General features: G+C 42.1%; 9 protein-coding genes. 2 read left to right on the top strand and 7 right to left on the bottom strand.

Annotated features, from left to right (window positions below; genetic code table 11):
* Window positions 1-169: 169 nt before the first annotated feature.
* Window positions 170-1,453 (bottom strand): PQQ-dependent sugar dehydrogenase, encoded by a 1,284-nt coding sequence (locus FC093_RS12135; RefSeq protein ID WP_137262060.1) that lies wholly within the window; start codon window positions 1,451-1,453, stop codon window positions 170-172.
* A gap of 309 nt (window positions 1,454-1,762) precedes the next feature.
* Here FC093_RS12135 and FC093_RS12130 point away from each other — a divergent pair, with 309 nt between their 5' ends.
* Together FC093_RS12130 and FC093_RS12125 are read left to right on the top strand one after the other, a co-directional pair.
* A complete protein-coding gene (locus FC093_RS12130; RefSeq protein ID WP_137262059.1) occupies window positions 1,763-3,706 on the top strand; it encodes a sialate O-acetylesterase in 1,944 nt (647 codons plus the stop codon).
* Window positions 3,707-4,146: 440 nt separating this feature from the next.
* Window positions 4,147-5,313 carry a prolipoprotein diacylglyceryl transferase gene (locus FC093_RS12125; RefSeq protein WP_137262058.1) on the top strand — a complete coding sequence of 389 codons (1,167 nt, stop codon included), beginning with the start codon at window positions 4,147-4,149 and terminating at the stop codon, window positions 5,311-5,313.
* Window positions 5,314-5,576: 263 nt separating this feature from the next.
* Here FC093_RS12125 and FC093_RS12120 read toward each other — a convergent pair whose 3' ends face one another.
* The 6 genes from FC093_RS12120 to FC093_RS12095 form a co-directional block, all read right to left on the bottom strand.
* Window positions 5,577-8,651, bottom strand: a complete 3,075-nt coding sequence (locus FC093_RS12120) for a SusC/RagA family TonB-linked outer membrane protein (RefSeq protein ID WP_137262057.1) — start codon at window positions 8,649-8,651, stop codon at window positions 5,577-5,579.
* A gap of 26 nt (window positions 8,652-8,677) precedes the next feature.
* Window positions 8,678-10,348 (bottom strand): RagB/SusD family nutrient uptake outer membrane protein, encoded by a 1,671-nt coding sequence (locus FC093_RS12115; protein WP_137262056.1) that lies wholly within the window; start codon window positions 10,346-10,348, stop codon window positions 8,678-8,680.
* Between the two features lie 56 nt (window positions 10,349-10,404).
* The gene (locus tag FC093_RS12110) at window positions 10,405-13,446 is read right to left on the bottom strand and encodes a SusC/RagA family TonB-linked outer membrane protein (RefSeq protein ID WP_137262055.1); all 3,042 of its coding nucleotides are present in this window, start codon (window positions 13,444-13,446) and stop codon (window positions 10,405-10,407) included.
* A 67-nt stretch (window positions 13,447-13,513) separates the two neighbouring features.
* Window positions 13,514-14,512 carry a DUF4961 domain-containing protein gene (locus FC093_RS12105; protein ID WP_137262054.1) on the bottom strand — a complete coding sequence of 333 codons (999 nt, stop codon included), beginning with the start codon at window positions 14,510-14,512 and terminating at the stop codon, window positions 13,514-13,516.
* 13 nt (window positions 14,513-14,525) lie between these two features.
* Window positions 14,526-14,963 carry a DUF5004 domain-containing protein gene (locus tag FC093_RS12100; protein ID WP_137262053.1) on the bottom strand — a complete coding sequence of 146 codons (438 nt, stop codon included), beginning with the start codon at window positions 14,961-14,963 and terminating at the stop codon, window positions 14,526-14,528.
* A 28-nt stretch (window positions 14,964-14,991) separates the two neighbouring features.
* Complete coding sequence (locus tag FC093_RS12095; RefSeq protein ID WP_137262052.1) at window positions 14,992-16,695, bottom strand: RagB/SusD family nutrient uptake outer membrane protein; 1,704 nt, start codon at window positions 16,693-16,695, stop codon at window positions 14,992-14,994.
* Window positions 16,696-16,732: the final 37 nt, after the last annotated feature.

Here is a 16,732-nt window from a genome sequence, read left to right as displayed (position 1 = left end):
AACATCTCTTATGTGTTACTGTTCTGTAGTTGATTGGATGAATGAATACACATTAACACCTCCATACCTTGCAAAACATAGCAGATAAGACAGTATGCGTTACTACGCAGCACCGGAGAAAAATAGCAAAACAATTATACGCATTTATTATTCTCACCAACCTTCAACACTATTTCTTATCACCAGAATAAGTAATTTTAAAGATGGTGCCTTTCAGGTCATCTGCTACGTACAAAGCGCCATCAGGTCCCTGCGCAATACCAATAGGGCGGTGTTGGTAAGACCCATTGGGATTGCTCAGATCCACGCCTGTAAAATTATCAGCAAATATCTCCCATTCGCCCGCCGGCTTGCCATCTTTAAAAGGTACAAACGCCACCAGATAGCCTTTTTTTAATGGCTGCGACTGGCTGTGAAAAACAATGAAAGCTCCGTTTTTATATTTCTCCGGAAACATGCTTCCTGTGTAAAACAGCAGGTCGTTGGGCCCCAGATGTGCCGGAAAAACGGCAACAGGATCAATGTATTTATCATCAACCGATTTTTTCCCGTCGCCACCGTATTCGGGAGCTACTATTTTTTTGTGCTGAAAAGGATCGTAGTACACATACGGCCAGCCGGCATTATCCCCTCTATTCAGCTCATACAAAGTTTCGGCAGGCAGTGCTTTGTCTTGTTCCGGCGTGTACAGTTTTGGAAATTTATCGTGCAGTCCGCCGCGCCCATGCTGGGTTGCAAATAAAGTATTGGTGGCTTTGTTCCAATCCAATCCCACTACATTTTTCAACCCTTTTGCATAATGGACCGCATCAGCATAACTCTGGGCAAGCTTGTTGGTACTGAATTGCCAGATGCCACCTACCGAATCGAGCAGTGGACAATTCAAAACACCATGCCCTGCAGCATCGGTGCAAGTTTCGTCATAAGATCCAATGGCAACATACAGGTGGTTATTAGCATCAAGCGTTATTGCCTTTGCATTGTCTCTGCCTTTATCTATAAGCCCTTGCACTATTGTTTCTGCACGGCCGGTATCTACTACTTCGCCCTTGTCATTTAGTTCATATTTATACACACTGGTATTAGAAGATGCATACAATTCATTGCCTATGATGCGGATACCGGTGCCCGGGTAATTACCAAAGCCAGTGCTCTTGTCTATCTTTCCATCACCGTTGGTATCACTTAAAAAATAAATACCCTTCCCGTTTTTTAATACACTGAGCTTTACATAAATGTCCCCTTTTTTATTTACGGCAAGGTGGCGTAATGCGCCCAACGAATCGGCGACAATAGTAGCAGCAAAGCCTGGTGGTAATTGCAGCATTGCCGCTGTGGTGTCGGTAAGGGTACTTGTAGTGGTTTCCTGTTTTGCATTGTTGCAGCTTGTTATAAGGAGGATGCTCATTAAGAATGCACACCCGCTTCTACAGTAGTCTGTTATCTTTCTCATGGTAATCGTTATCAATGCCATTTTGACTTTTCTTGTTATACTGGTTATTAATTATAACTTGGCGTCAAATGTATTGTTTTCAAACAACTCATGTCTTTATGTTTTGGCATTTAAGAAATTAGTTTCGGTAAGATGAGTTTGATATAGGACTAATGAATGGTGAATTTAAAAATTATAAGTATTGAACTCACACAATCGGAACTGATAAACAGAAGGGAATCACTTACTTCATTACTTTATACAGCTTCTGATCGTAATTGAGGGGAAAGAACTTTTGCGTGACAACAAATAAAAACAGATGATTAATCAATGAAAATATCTTACAAAGTACTTTACCTGCTGCTCTCCTTAGGATTTACCGGTATAACAAAAGCCAATATCACGCTGTTTTCTTTATTTCAAAGCAACATGGTATTGCAGCGCGATAAACCATGCCCTATATGGGGAACAGCAACAAAGGGCGAAAAAATTTTGCTGTTATTCAACAACAGTACTTACAAAACGACTGCTGGCAAAGATGGCAAATGGAAGATAATATTACCCGCGCAACCTGCCGGTGGTCCTTACCAGATAAGTATTTCGGGCAAGAATACGGTTGTGCTAAACAACGTTTTATTTGGTGATGTATGGGTTTGCGGCGGGCAAAGCAATATGCAGTTTCCTGTACGGGAACTGGCGCAAAAAGAAATGGATTCTGCAAGAGATAATAATCCGAATATTCGTCTTTTTACAGTAGGTATTGCTACCGATTATGTACCACAAGACACCATTAAAGGTGGCGAATGGAAATTCGCTTCTGTAGAAACCATCCAAAATTTTTCTGCGGTAGGCTTCTTCTTTGGGCGTTATGTGCAGGAGCATATCGGTGTGCCCATTGGTTTAATCAGCGATAACCTCGGCGCAACGGCTGTGGAGGAATGGATGAGCAATGAAGCGGTACACCAGTTTCCACAATTTGATGCTTATTATAATACTTATCTCGCGCCAGGTAAGAGTTTCAAACAAATACAACAGGATTTTGAAAGGGGAAAGCCTGCCTGGGAAAAACAATATTATTTAGTAAATGATCCAGGGCTGGAGCAACAATGGTACAAGCCCGATACAGATACCAGCGATTGGCAAACCATGAACCTTCCCGGCTATTGGGAAGATAAAGGTTTACCGGATTATGATGGCTCGGTATGGTTCAGAAAAACCTTTGATTTGCCGCCCGATTTTAAAGGCAATTTTCACTTCGGCATAGGCCCGGCAGATGATTATGATATTGCCTGGGTAAATGGCATAAAAGTAGGCGAAACATACGGTAACCAAAACCTGCGTGGCTACAGTGTACCTGATTCTGTGTTAAAACCAACCGGCAATGTGCTGGTGGTGCGCGTATTTGATGCAGGCAATAATGGCGGCATGTACAATATGTTTTGGGATCAGCGCTGGGCAGGGAAATGGTTGTATAAACCCGGCGAAAAAATTAATGCTGCCAGCTTTAAAAAACCACTTGTACCCAATGCATACATTTTTGGCTCGCCAACCATTTTGTATAACGGCAATATTGCTCCGATTACGCCGCTTGCCATTAAAGGTTTTATCTGGTACCAGGGCGAAGGCAACAGCAGTCGTGCTGAAGAATATAAACAACTTTTTCCGGCAATGATACAGGACTGGCGCAAGCATTTCAACCAGGGTGATCTTCCATTTCTCTTTGTACAATTGGCCAACTACAATGCCGGACCAGGTGAGGACTGGGCTGCTTTGCGCGAAGCACAGGCTTCGGCTTTAGCATTGCCCAACACAGGTATAGCAACAGCAATAGACATTGGCGAGGCCAACGATATTCATCCAAAAAATAAACAGGATGTTGGTAAACGCTTAGGGTTGGCTGCCTTGAAAGTGGCTTATGGAAAAGACACCACGCATGTAAGTCCGGTGTATAAAAGCATGGAAAAATCCGGTGATAGTATTATTGTTTATTTTGATGACACTATACTCACAAAAGATAAATACGGTTATGTACATGGCTTTAGCATTGCCGGTGCAGATAGTGTGTTTCATTGGGCAAAGGCGTATATACGCAATGATAATACTGTAGTAGTGTACAGTGATAAAGTAAAGACACCTATAGCTGTGCGGTATGCCTGGGCAAATAATCCCGATGAATTGGACTTGTATAATAAAGAAGGCTTGCCTGCATTACCTTTCCGCACTGATGACTGGAAAGGTATAACTAGTGGTAAAACATTCAGCTATACAGAATAAATTTTTTTGAACCACAGAGACATGAAGAACACATCGGAATACTGAGAGGCTATTATACCATAAGTGTTCTGAACATAAATGCGTCATTGCGAGCGCATGCGAAGCAATCTGTGGATAGAGGTACAATCGAAGTCAGCCTGCTGAAAGGGATAATTATTCAGTTCTAAGTAAGCCAATCTATATTGATTAAAAGTATAGCACAGATTGCTTCGCATGCGCTCGCAATGACGAAATGCTGGCTTACCATACAGCATGTTTCTAACGCTTATGGTTATTATACTGCTACACTGTGATTTACTTCAATACCGATGTAGTACAAACAATTATCTTAGGCCTTATTAAAGAATTATATAGCAAGCCGTAGTATGCTTTGATAAAGTCGTTTCTTTATTCATCGAGCGTCATTAGAACCAAATTATCTTCTTTTCAGAAACTGTGGTATGTATCCTAATCTGTATTATGCGTGTAAAGATGTATTCGGGATCAGCATCCCGGTTTTAAAAGCGGTTAATTCGGTAGGCTTTTTTATTGCCATCGCTTTCATTCCTGGCGCATGGATGTGGCGGTATGAACTAAAGCGCAAAGAAAAAAGAGGCGAGTTAACCTATCGTTTGGTTACGATTACTGTAGGTAAAGCTGCTCCTGTCAGCCGCTTGTTACTACATTTTATGCTCGGTTTTGTAGCAGGTTATAAATTGCTGTATTTGCTCTTGCAACATAATAGTGTTGTCAATACATCTGCATATATCTTTTCGTGGCAGGGCAGTTTTTGGGGTGGTTTAATCGCTGGTTCTTTTTGGGTAATTATTACGTGGTACTATGGTAAGCAGGAAGAGCTATCCCAACCTGAAGTACATAAAATAAAAGTTTGGCCACACGAATGTGTTGCAAAAGGCATCATCGTAGCTGGCATTGCCGGTGTAATAGGCGCCAAGCTGTTTGGCATTGCCGAGAACTGGAACTGGTTTATAAAAGCACCACTGAATAATCTTTTTTCTTCGGAAGGATTTGCTTTTTTGGGTGGACTGATTGTTGCCACATTTGCCATGTGGTGGTATCATTATAGCTGGGGCGTTCAACGCATGCGCATGGCAGATGCATTGGCTCCATCATTATTACTTAGCTATGCTTTAGGACGTTTAGGTTGCCAGATAGGTGGTGATGGTGATTGGGGAATTACCAATGTACACCCCAAGCCTTTTCACTGGTTGCCGGATTGGCTTTGGGCTTATGATTATCCGCACAACGTAGCAAATATTGGGGTGTATATGAAAGATTGCACCTGGGATAATTACTGCTATCATTTGGCAGTTCCGGTATATCCAACACCGCTGTATGAATTGATAGCAGGCTTATTGTTATTTGGTCTGTTATTATTGATTCGCAGGAATATAACACTGGCAGGCCGCACTTCCGCCTTTTACCTGATGCTCTGCGGCATCGAACGTTTTTTTATTGAAAAAATCAGGGTAAATATCCGCTATTCTATGGCTGGTTTTCATCCCACACAAGCAGAAATATTATCCGTGTTTTTATTTATTGCAGGCATAGCACTTTATTTTATTGCGCCTTATCTCAATGCAAATAAGCAGCAAAAAATAAAGTGATAATTTTTGCAGGTTAACTTGTGTTATGTATTTTCTGCTATCAGCCGTATAGCAAAAATAAACCTTAGAGACTGTTTCATAAATAATTGAACTACAGTGTTGCTAGAGTTTGTGATAGAGGAACACAGAGCTATATAATGTGTTTAGTGCAACACTGCTCATTGAGCCTTAATGGATTCACATTCTTATAAATTTAAAGAATCTCTTAAATAAAAAAGCCTTGCACAAGGCAAGGCTTTCGTGTGCTTATTTTTATTCAAACCTTAAAAACCAACCTGTAAGCCAATATTCATTACCCGCTGATTCAGGTAAGCATCACCTGCGGTATTGGATGCCACTTCGGGGTCTTGCTGGTACAACTTGAAGTTTGTCCAGGTAAATAAGTTATACCCACTGAAATACAATCGTGCACTATTGATTTTAAAAGGCAATGCCTGCTTTGGAAACTGATAACCTATTTCTACGGTTTTCATGCGGACATACATGGCATTAATCAACCAGAAGCTCGAAGGATAAGCAGTTGGACTGCTTTCGTAAGAAGCACTGGAACTCAATCTTGGGAATTTAGCGTTAGCTGCGTTTTCTGCTGTCCAGCGCAATTCATGAATAGGCTGCCACTGGCTCTGGAATGGCTGAATGCCAATACCCTGAATAGCAAAGCTATAATTGAATGCACCCTGGAATAAAATACTTACATCCAGCCCTTTGTAATGCACGCCAAACGTAACGCCGGCGCTGGTGTTAGGGATATTAGGTTTGCCAATTGGTCCCTGGTCACGCTCATCAATTACTCCATCTCCATTCAAATCGGCATACTTTAAATCACCGGGTTTAATAGCGCTTGGGTCAATATTGGGTTTCGGACTTTTTTCTATGTCTTCTTCACTCTCATAAAAACCTATAGCAGTATAACCAAATGGCTGATTAATAGGATGACCGGTGCGGGCAAGCCAGGGGTAAGCAGGTGATGGCTCATCCTCGTACACAATCTTGTTTTTAGCATAAGAGAATACACCGGTAATATCATATCCCACATTACCTATTTTGCTTTGAAAACGGATAGAACCTTCATAACCGTGATTGCGTACAGAAGCAAGGTTTTCACGGGCAAAACCAACGCCTATAATATTGGGAATTGAGCCAGGATAAAATAACTGGTCGTAACGGTATTCATTAAAATAATCGGCAGTAATGGATAGTTTATCCTGCAGCATATTGATGTCTAAACCAAGGTCCTTTTTTCTTGACTTTTCCCAGGTAACATTGGAGTTGCCTAAGCTGCCTTCATAAAGTCCCTGCACCGTGTTGGCCGTTGTTCCAAAAAAGTAATAACCACCTCTTGCATAAATTTGTTGATACAAATAACGGTTATCAACTACGGCATCAGAACCTACCAAACCGTAAGAAGCCCTTATCTTAAACAATTGGAACATAGGGAATGCATTCTTGAAAAAATCTTCACCGGCTAAGTTCCAGCCGATACTTCCTGCGGGGAAAAAGCCGTAACGATGCCCGCTGCCAAAGCGGTCGGAGCCATTGTAACCGGCATTAAAATCAACCAAATATTTGCTCTTATAATCGTACCCTAACTTGAGTGTATATCCTCTTAACTTTTGAGGTACATCCAACCGGTAAGCACCAAAGACTTTGGTAGTATAATTCTCCTGGTTAAAGAGCCCTAAAGCATAAAAATGGTTACTACCAAGTGTCCTGTCGTAATTAATAAAGCCCTGAATATTGATACGCCTGTCGTACAAATCATTGCTGCCGCTCAATGCAAACGGCGCTAAATTGTATTTGCCATTTTTATCGAGCGTGTAAGTACCGGAAGAATCATAATGATAAGCCGGCGGCGTATAACGGCGCGATTGTGTGCGTGTAATATCATTCGTACCTGCATAAGCAAAGCGCACCTGTACCGATAATCCTTTGGTAATAAAATCAAGCCTTTGAGTAGCATCAAAGAGCGTATTGAAATCGGTTCTGCTGTTACGGGTGTACCCCATCGTAGCCAGGCGTGCATTGATGGTGGGCACATTGGTAAGATTGGGACCAAAGGCATAGGCATAACTGCCATCGGGATTTAATACCGGCGCTGCAAATGGTGTAATAATACCATAATTATAAATTTCAGACATGATACTTGTGGCAGTGGTATTGCTATACACCAGCGGATTATTGATCTGGCCAAAACGCCCCGATACATCAAAGCGGAGCTTTAAAGATTTCGTTGCCTGAATGTCCAGGTTGCTTCTGAAATTGTAGCGGTGATAAAAGTATTGATTGTTGACACTTTCATTACGGGCATCGGCAAAATGATGCAGGTTGCCGTTTTGGGTAAATGCTCCGGCAGAGATGAAATACTTTACATTATCGGTACCGCCAGATATATCTACATTGGTATTTGCCTGCATCGAAAAATCTTTAAACACTACATCATACCAGTTTACATCAGGGTATAAATAAGGCTGTTGATGCGATTGGTACATATCCAGTTCATATTGTGAGAACTGTGGCTGCAATCCATCATTCCTCAGCGCTTCATTTACCAAAGTAGCAGACTGATATGCATTCAAAAATTTGGGTTTCCGGGTAGGCGAATTGGCACCTGCCTCTACGCGCACATTCACCTGCGGTATGCCCGATGCACCTCTGCGCGTTTTTACAATCAGTACGCCGTTGGCACCTTTAATACCATACACGGCAGTAGTAGAAGCATCTTTTAAAATAGAAATGCTTTCTATTTCATTCACATTGATCTGTGCCAACTGCTCATAGGTATATTGAATATCATCCACAATAATCAATGGTTTGTTACCATCGGGGTTTAATGAACTCACACCACGAATAAAAAAGTCGGAAGCATCTCTGCCCGGCTGGCCACCACGCTGAACCGAGAAGAAACCAGGCAATTTTCCCTGCAGCGTATTCTGCACGCTGGAAGTAGGAACCCGACGAATAGCGTCGCCCGAAATAGCACTTACCGCACCGGTATTTGTTACACGTTTTTTGGTACCATAGCCTACTACCACTACTGCATTCAAACCTTGTTCATCGGGTTGCAGAATAATATTGATATTTGTTTGATTACCCACTTTTACATCCTGTGTAGCATGCCCTACACTGCTTACCGTTAATGTGCGGGAAGTACCTTTTAGTGCAAGTTTAAAATTGCCGTTTTCATCGGTTATCGTACCATTGGTTTTAATACCTTTTTCCACTACCGAAGCCGCAGAAAGCGGACCATTGGCATCCGAAACAGTACCTGTGATTGTTTGTGCATTGGTTGTAAATGCCCAACACAACAACACTTGCAGTATAATTAAAAATTGCTTCATAGTTCGTTGCTCTGATTTTGAATATTTTAATCCCAACCGGGGTTTTGACGCATGTTTATATTGCTTACTACCTCGCTGTATGGTATTGGATAGAAGTACATTTTACTTTCGTCGAATGCGGTGGTGAGTACAGGAACAATATTGTATAAAAAACCAGTGGGTGTTTTGGTAATACTAATGCCATGCAACGGTGCACTGTTATATATTTCGCCTGCAATTTTCCATCTTCTTATATCCCAATACCGCTGCTCTTCAAAAGCCATTTCTTTGTGCCGTTCATTACGGATAATGGTACGTAAAGAATCCTGCGAAATACTGTGGTCTAATGCATATGGATTTAAACCGGCACGTTGCCTTATTGCCTCTACCGCATTAAATACATCTTCTGTAGGACCAGCAAATTCATTCATGGCTTCTGCATAATTAAGCAGCACTTCGCCATAGCGGTAATACACCCAATCGGTATAATGATTTTCATAAGTGGTGGCATTTTCAAAGTTGCCCAGAAACTTACGCATGTAATAGCCGGTTTGCGTTTGCGTGGTAGTACCTCCGGGACGGTTTACACCTCCATTAAATGTTTGCAACTGCGTGCCGAGCCATTGGGCACCATTGTACAAAACCGTGTAAGTCAACCTGGGATCACGATTGCTGTAAGGATCTTGCGGATTATAGCCCGAAGCCGGATCGCTAATAGGTAAGCCATTGCTCATGCCATAGGCATCTACCAGTTCCTGCGTGGGGCTGGTATTGCCGGTAGCCGGCGCAGTAGAAAAATTAATGGGTCCGTTTCGCGATTCTAAAAAATAGTTCTGCGTGTTTGTTTTGGCAAAAATTACTTCTACACTTTGCTGAGCAAGAAAGATATTTTTAAAATCAGTTTCCAACTGGTAACGTCCTTCATCCATAATGGCTTTGGCAGCATCTGCCGCCAGTTTCCAGCGGTTGGCATCATAGCTGGCATAGCCATTTAATGAGTCACCAACATTACCACCATTATACAAAGGACTGGCTGCATATAACAACACATGCGCCTTTAAAGCCCGAGCGCCATCTTTTGTCCAGCGGCCATAATTGCCGGCACTCACCGGATCATCACGAAGGCTGTCGATTGCCTGGTTGCATTCACTTACGATATAATTAATACAACGCTCAAAAGAACTGCGCGGGATCTGCACATCGTCTTTCAATGTCTTTACCGAATCGCCAACAATAGGCACACCGCCATACCGTTTTACCAATTCAAAATAAAAGAAGGCTCTCATCACCCGGGCTTCACCAAACCAGGAACGTCTTTCATAAGTATTTTTTAAAGGTACTTTACTGAAGTTGTTCAAAAAATCTGTTGCCTTGCGGATGGATGCATAACTGTTTGTCCATAAGTCATCGGGGTTATTAAAAATAGTAATACCGTTTGTTGCCAGCAAGGTAATGGGTGCTGCACTTGTTTGCGAGGTAACCGCATCGTCGCTACCGGCATCTAAAAAGTCTCTGCTGATGCGGTTTTGCCCATCAGGTAAAGATGCATAAATGGAGAAAAGAAACTCACTGGCATACACGCCATTTGAGTCTTTTGTATCCCAGATATAATCGCTGGTTACCGCTTCTACCGGCACGCTTTCATAGTATTTTTTACAGGAGCCCAACAGTACAACGCCGGTAACTCCCAGTAAAAACAGTAAGCAAAATTTATTCATAATTACTTTTATTAAAAGACTGCTACGGATAATGGTATAAGTGCTTTTTTATGTTTTTAAAACTTCACGTTCACACCAAAATTGATAACCCGTTGAATAGGATACACCTGTCCATACACTTCGGGGTCCACCCTGTCGAAAGCAGCATGGGTAAAGAGATTCAGCCCATTTACAAAAAAGCGTACCGACGATATTTTGATATGATTGGTAAACTGGTATGGCAGCGTATAACCCACTTCAGCATTCTTAATACGGAAGTACTCTCCATTCTTCATCCAGAAGGTACTGGCAACATCGTTATTCATATTAATGCCCGGTGTTAACCTTGGATAGGTAGCGGTGGCAGCAGTTTCGGGTGTCCAGCGTCCAACAATGTACGTGTAAGCCTGTTGCGAACCGGAGCTGAAAGAATAATCATTCAATAAATACGTTCTGTTAGCAACGCCTTGGAGTAAAATATTTGCATCAAATCCTTTAAAGGAAATACCTGCATTTACACCATAATAAAACAAAGGCTTTTGCTCTCCTATTGCTGTTTGATCGTATTGGTTAATAGTGCCATCTCCATTCAAATCTTTGTACTTGATATCGCCTGGCTGCAACGTATAACCGGCAATATGCGCACTGCTTTCTGCCTCTTTTTGAGTTTGTATCAAGCCTTCTGCCACATAGCCAAACTGCATTCCCACAGGCGCCCCGGTACGTTTGTTCCAATCATATTTTTGTTGTATCTCATCGCTAAACAACACCTTTGTTTGCTCCAGAGTAGCATTACCGGTTAGGTAGTAATGAAAATTGCGGTAATTATTTTGGTACGTAGCCGAAAACTCAGCACCTGCGTAACGGCTGATCCCTAAGTTCTCGAGCGGATACGCCAACCCGATTAAAGCAGGTTGCTTGCCACGCAACTGCAGCAAATCGTAATACCGGTTAATGTAATAATCGCCTGTAAAATGGAAATGATTATTGAACAAAGCAACATCCAATCCTACATTAAACTTATCAGCTTTTTCCCATGTAATGTTGGGGTTAGCAAGAATGGTTTGCTGTGCCACCCCTTGTGATGCGCGGCTGGTGCTGATGGGATAAGTTGGGTTTACAATATCTATCCGGAAAGATTCGCGCCAGCTAAAATAGCCTACATTATCATTGCCTGTTTTGCCGTAAGTGGCACGCAGTTTCAAATTATTAATCCAGTTAAGACTGCTGTTGTTTTTAATAAAATTCTCCTGCGTAATATTCCAGCCTAAACCGGCGGCATAAAACCAGCCAAACTGATGACCGGGCGGATAGCGATCGTTGCCGCTGTAATTAATAGCTGCTTCTGCAAAGTATTTTCCGCCAAAATTATAAGCAGCTGTTGCCGCAATATTATGATTGGTTTCGGGAAGGTCGTAGTTGAATATACTTTGGTGCTGGTCGTAAAACAGCTTTGCATTAATGTTGTGTTTTCCAAACTGTCTTGTATAGCCCAACGCAGTTTGCAGGTACCAATATTGCGCACTATAAGTAAGATTGAACACATTTGTCTGGTCGGATATAGCGCCATACCGATTATAAATAGAATCGCCCGATGCATCAATAGATAACTTATAAGAAGGCACGCCGGCAGTACGGTTTACCGAGTTGGAGGAATACACAGAAAGGTTGGTTTGTGCCTTTGCCCATAAGCCCTTTATGAAACTATCAAAATTGTAATTCAATTCAAGGTTGGCTAAGATGTCCCTGGTGTAGTCCTGCAGATAACCGGAGTTGGTAAGCCGCGCATACAGGTTGCTGGAATAAGCCTGTGTGCCACCAAAAGAACCATTGGGATTGAATACCGGATAAGCATTGCCGGGCGTATTGTACATGCCGCTGATGATGCCATCCGTTGTGCCGCCCGGCTGGTTGCCATCCTGCACCCGGGCATAGATTTGCAGCTTGGTGGTAAACTCTTTTGTTACATTCACATCAATGGTTGAATTGATGGAATAACGCTTGATGGTTGCATTAGTTTCATACGCCGGGTTGCTGCCTTTAAACAAACCTTGCTGATCCAGATAGCTCAATCCCACTGCATAGCGTGCAGCAGTGCCACCGCCAGTTACATTCAGGCTATAGCGGTTAATTAATGAATTCTTTTTCAGAATGGTATTAAACCAGTCAACATCAGGATGCCCGTATGGATCGGTACCATTGCGGTATGCTTCAAAATCCTGGTAAGTATAAGCTAATGGATTGCCTTCATTGGTTTGCGCTTCATTATACAGATAAGCATATTGATAAGCGGGCAAAGGATCGGGTAAAGAAAGCGGTGTTTGTATGCCGGTTTGTGCAGATAAGGATACATGCGGCGTACCGGCTATCGGCTTTTTGGTAGTGACCAATAGCACACCTCTTGAACTGCGCTGACCTAAAAGAATGGTTGACAAAGCATCTTTTAAAAGGGATACCGATTCAATATTTTCCGGGTCAATAGTATAGATATCTCTTTGCACGCCATCAATCATGGTTACCGGTGCCTGACCACGCAATCTCAACATGATTTCCATATTGTCATTCGGTCCTTTTGCACCAATAGTTCCTGCAGCCGGATAATACAAGCCATCTACATCCTGAGATACTAAAGCATTACTATTGGTAGCTGTCCAGCCTCTGGTTTGTTGGGTGTACAAGCCCGGCAATCGTCCGGCTAATGCATATGCATAAGTTGGTGAAGGTGTGGTAGTAAGTTGATTGGTATAGATAGTAGAAACAGCACCCAATATTTTATTGGCATCTTTTGTTTCATACAACACATTCACGGTATCTCTTAGAGAAATATCGCGTTTTGTAAGTCTTATGGATAAGGCTGCAACCGGGTTGGCAACTTTTACTTCACTTTCCTTAAAATCCGGATATGAAATTACTAATATATCTCCTTTAGCAGCATCCATCTGAAACTGACCATTCGCATCAGAGATAGCTAATGCAGTGCTGTTTTTTGTTTTGATGGAAGCGCCTCCTAAAGGATGTCCATACTCATCCAGCACTGTCCCGGATATTGTAATTTGCTGGCAAAAAGCAGGCAAAGCAGTGATAGAAATTAAGAAAAGCAATACTAAATATCTTTTCATACAGCAAACCTTTGTATATGTATAAGTAGTTAAGTAAGCAGCAGTAAATAAGCCTTATATCAAAGCATCATTTACATTTAAAAATGTATTTAAAAGGATCGGCGGTATTACCATATCCTGTTTTAATAGTCCCTTCTTTATTTGTGAAATAGTATTCAATCTTTGAAAGACTTTGCCCTTGCTGCAGGTTGAATAATTTCTTCGGCCAAAAATCTATGCGCCATTGCTGCAAGCCGGAAAGTGTAAGCTTTGTAGCATCTGTTTGCTGACATAGATCTATCACTTCGCCGGTGGCAGTATAACCTTTAGCGCAGAAATAAATGTCAGTCGCGTGCGATAGGCTGGAAGTATCTAAACTGCCGTTGTAAGTGATGGTAACAATATCATTATCGGTAGCACTGGCAGGATCGGCAACACCAATCTGCGGATTACAAAAGTCCTGTATGTCATCTGCATCAGGTGTAGCCACCAGCATACAATCGCCAAATAAACTGGTATAATAACCAGAGTTAGCATCAGATAATCCGTCCTCATCTTCGCACATGGCATAGCCCGGTTTAAAGCTTAGGTTATCCGTGCTTGTTTTGATGTTGATATAGATTTGTCCATTAACGGTTGACTGATTGGCTACACTCAATTTTACATCAGACCAAAAGGCAACCCATTCCATATCATTGATGTAATTAGGACCAATTCCAAACTTCTTTGTAAAAGCGGCTGGATAAGATAAACCGGTTGCCGGATCGGTAATACCATCAGGTATCAATACCATCTTACCATCGCCTACATCGCTTTTATAAGTCATCGTGGTATTCTGCGCAGCATTCCAGCCCTTAGGAACGCAAATGCCTACAACTTGCCGGTCATTACGGTCGTAGTTGGTAGCAGCCCATTGAAGATTAATAACCATATGAGCCGTATCGCCCGGCGTTACTAATGAATCCTGGCTTAAGATGGTTATAGTAGATACACAGGCTGCAATAACAAGCCCTGCAAAAACGATGAACAGCGCGAAATATATTTTATGCCTGAATGATTTTTTATTCTTTGGTGTAGATACCTGCATACATCAATTTTTATCACTGAATTTTTTCGAACGTATATACATAACTATTGGCACGGCAGCCGGGGCTGAAGGTTACCTCGAGATTGCGCAATCCTTTAGATGCAGGCGTGCCGATACTGCCGGTGAATGTGCTGCTACTGTCTGTTGGATTGAAAGAAAGATTGTAAGGATATTGCGGATCATCAACCGACCATTTGCCATTGCTGTTTACCACGAATGGGATATTATTGCTTTGCAACGTGTACGTATTATCATTTGCCAGTGTAAGGCGAAAACCAGAAGAGTCTATATACTCGGTAATGTCAACTGTATTGCGTGTCACCATTACAATTTTCCAGGTACCATTCAGGTCTTTTTGTGGTTCTACCAGTACATCTTTTGTTGTTTTGCACGATGTAAAAAAGATAATGCTGAATAGCAACAGGAGCAGATATTGTACAGCCGCTTTCATAAGCTTTTATTTATCGGAAAAGATTTGATTAATAACCAGGGTTTTGCACTAAGTCAGTTGATTTTGCGGTCTCACTTTGCGGAATGGGCCACAGATACATTGCCGGTCTGAAACTGTGTTTACGCACGTCCACAACCATGTAAGTATAAGTACCGTCCGCATTCCTTTTTACACGCATGCCGGTCATCATTTGTGTATCGGTTTGCTCTGCAATTTTCCAGCGGCGCACATCCCAAAAACGCTGCGTTTCAAAAGCAAACTCTACTCTTCTTTCATGCTGAATTACGTTGCGCATTGCATCCTGTGACAAGCCGGTTGGCAACTGATAGGGATTCAATCCGGCACGCTGGCGAATAGCTTCTACCGCTTCATATACTTCCTGCGTTGGTCCGCCCCATTCATTCATTGCTTCGGCATACATCAATAGAATATCTGCAAAGCGCATTAAGGGTAAACAACGTGGCGAATCATGAAAAAAATAATTAGGCACCACATCATCACTGCACATCTTATTACCATAATAACCGGTTGGCGTGCCCACCCCAAAGCCATCACCATTTGGCTCGCCATCATAGGTATAAACCGGCGATAAATCGCCATAGGCCACATAAATACTGGATAAATTATGCGTAACGGTATAATTCAGGCGCGGATCTCTGTTGGCGTATGGATTTGCAGGATCATAACCAGATTCGGGATCGCTGATGGCTTTACCATTACCCATTTCAAAAGCATCTACCAGATTCTGATACGGAAAAGAACCACTCGTTGTGCTGCCACCACGGGATGGCGGACGCCACAGATTTTCCAGGTCTTTATTATTAGGATTCATGCGGGCTAAAATGTATTCTTCGTTTTTGCGTAGCTGAAATAATTCGTAAAAACCATAGCCCGGCTTAGACGCATTTTGATGTAAACTATAAGCACCCAAATCCATTACCGCCCTGGCGGCATCGGCTGCGAGCTTCCAGCGATTGGCATTGTAAACAGGATAACCGACAATCGCTTTTAAGGATGCGTCTTCTGTATTACCACCGCCGTTAAACAGCGGGCTGGCAGCATACAACAATACACGGGCTTTTAATGCCAGGCAGGCACCTTTGGTGATTCTGCCATAATCCAAACCGCTGTAACTGGTAGGTAACAGTGCTGCCGCTGCATCGCATTGCGCAGTGATATAATTGACGCATTCTTCATACGTATTTCTTACTGTACTTATCTTATCTTTTGTGGTATAAATAGTATCACCAACCAATGGAATACCACCATAATGTTTTAATAAAATATCGTAATACCATGCACGTAAAAAAAGGGCTTCTCCCTGTGTTCTTTTACGCAATAAATCGTTGAAAGGAATGGTTGGTAAATGATGTAAAAACTGGTTAACCGCCCGTATTTGTGTGTAAGATGTACTCCATGCATCAGTAGCAATACTATAAGCACTTACAGCACCTGTTGCAAACTGGTTGTAAGTAGTAATACTGGCAGACAACGGACCTTCTGCTTCATCGGAGCAGGCATCTAAACCGGCTGCGCCATTGAAACGGGATAAATCGGAACTAAAACCAATACCAGAATAGATATTAGCTAAGAAATCCATTGACCGTGCACTATCACTAAACACAGTCTCTTCATTAAGATCTGTAGTAGTAGTCTGATCAAGAAAGTTTTCCTTTGTGCATGCAGCAAAAAAGCAGGCAATAATGGCAGCACTAAAGAATACTTTTTTCATATAACAGCAGTTTATAAAATGGTTTGATATTCGTGTA

The sequence above is a fragment of the Ilyomonas limi genome (assembly GCF_005233845.1).
In the GTDB taxonomy this organism is placed as follows: domain Bacteria; phylum Bacteroidota; class Bacteroidia; order Chitinophagales; family Chitinophagaceae; genus Ilyomonas; species Ilyomonas limi.
This window is presented reverse-complemented; position numbering and strand designations above follow the sequence as displayed.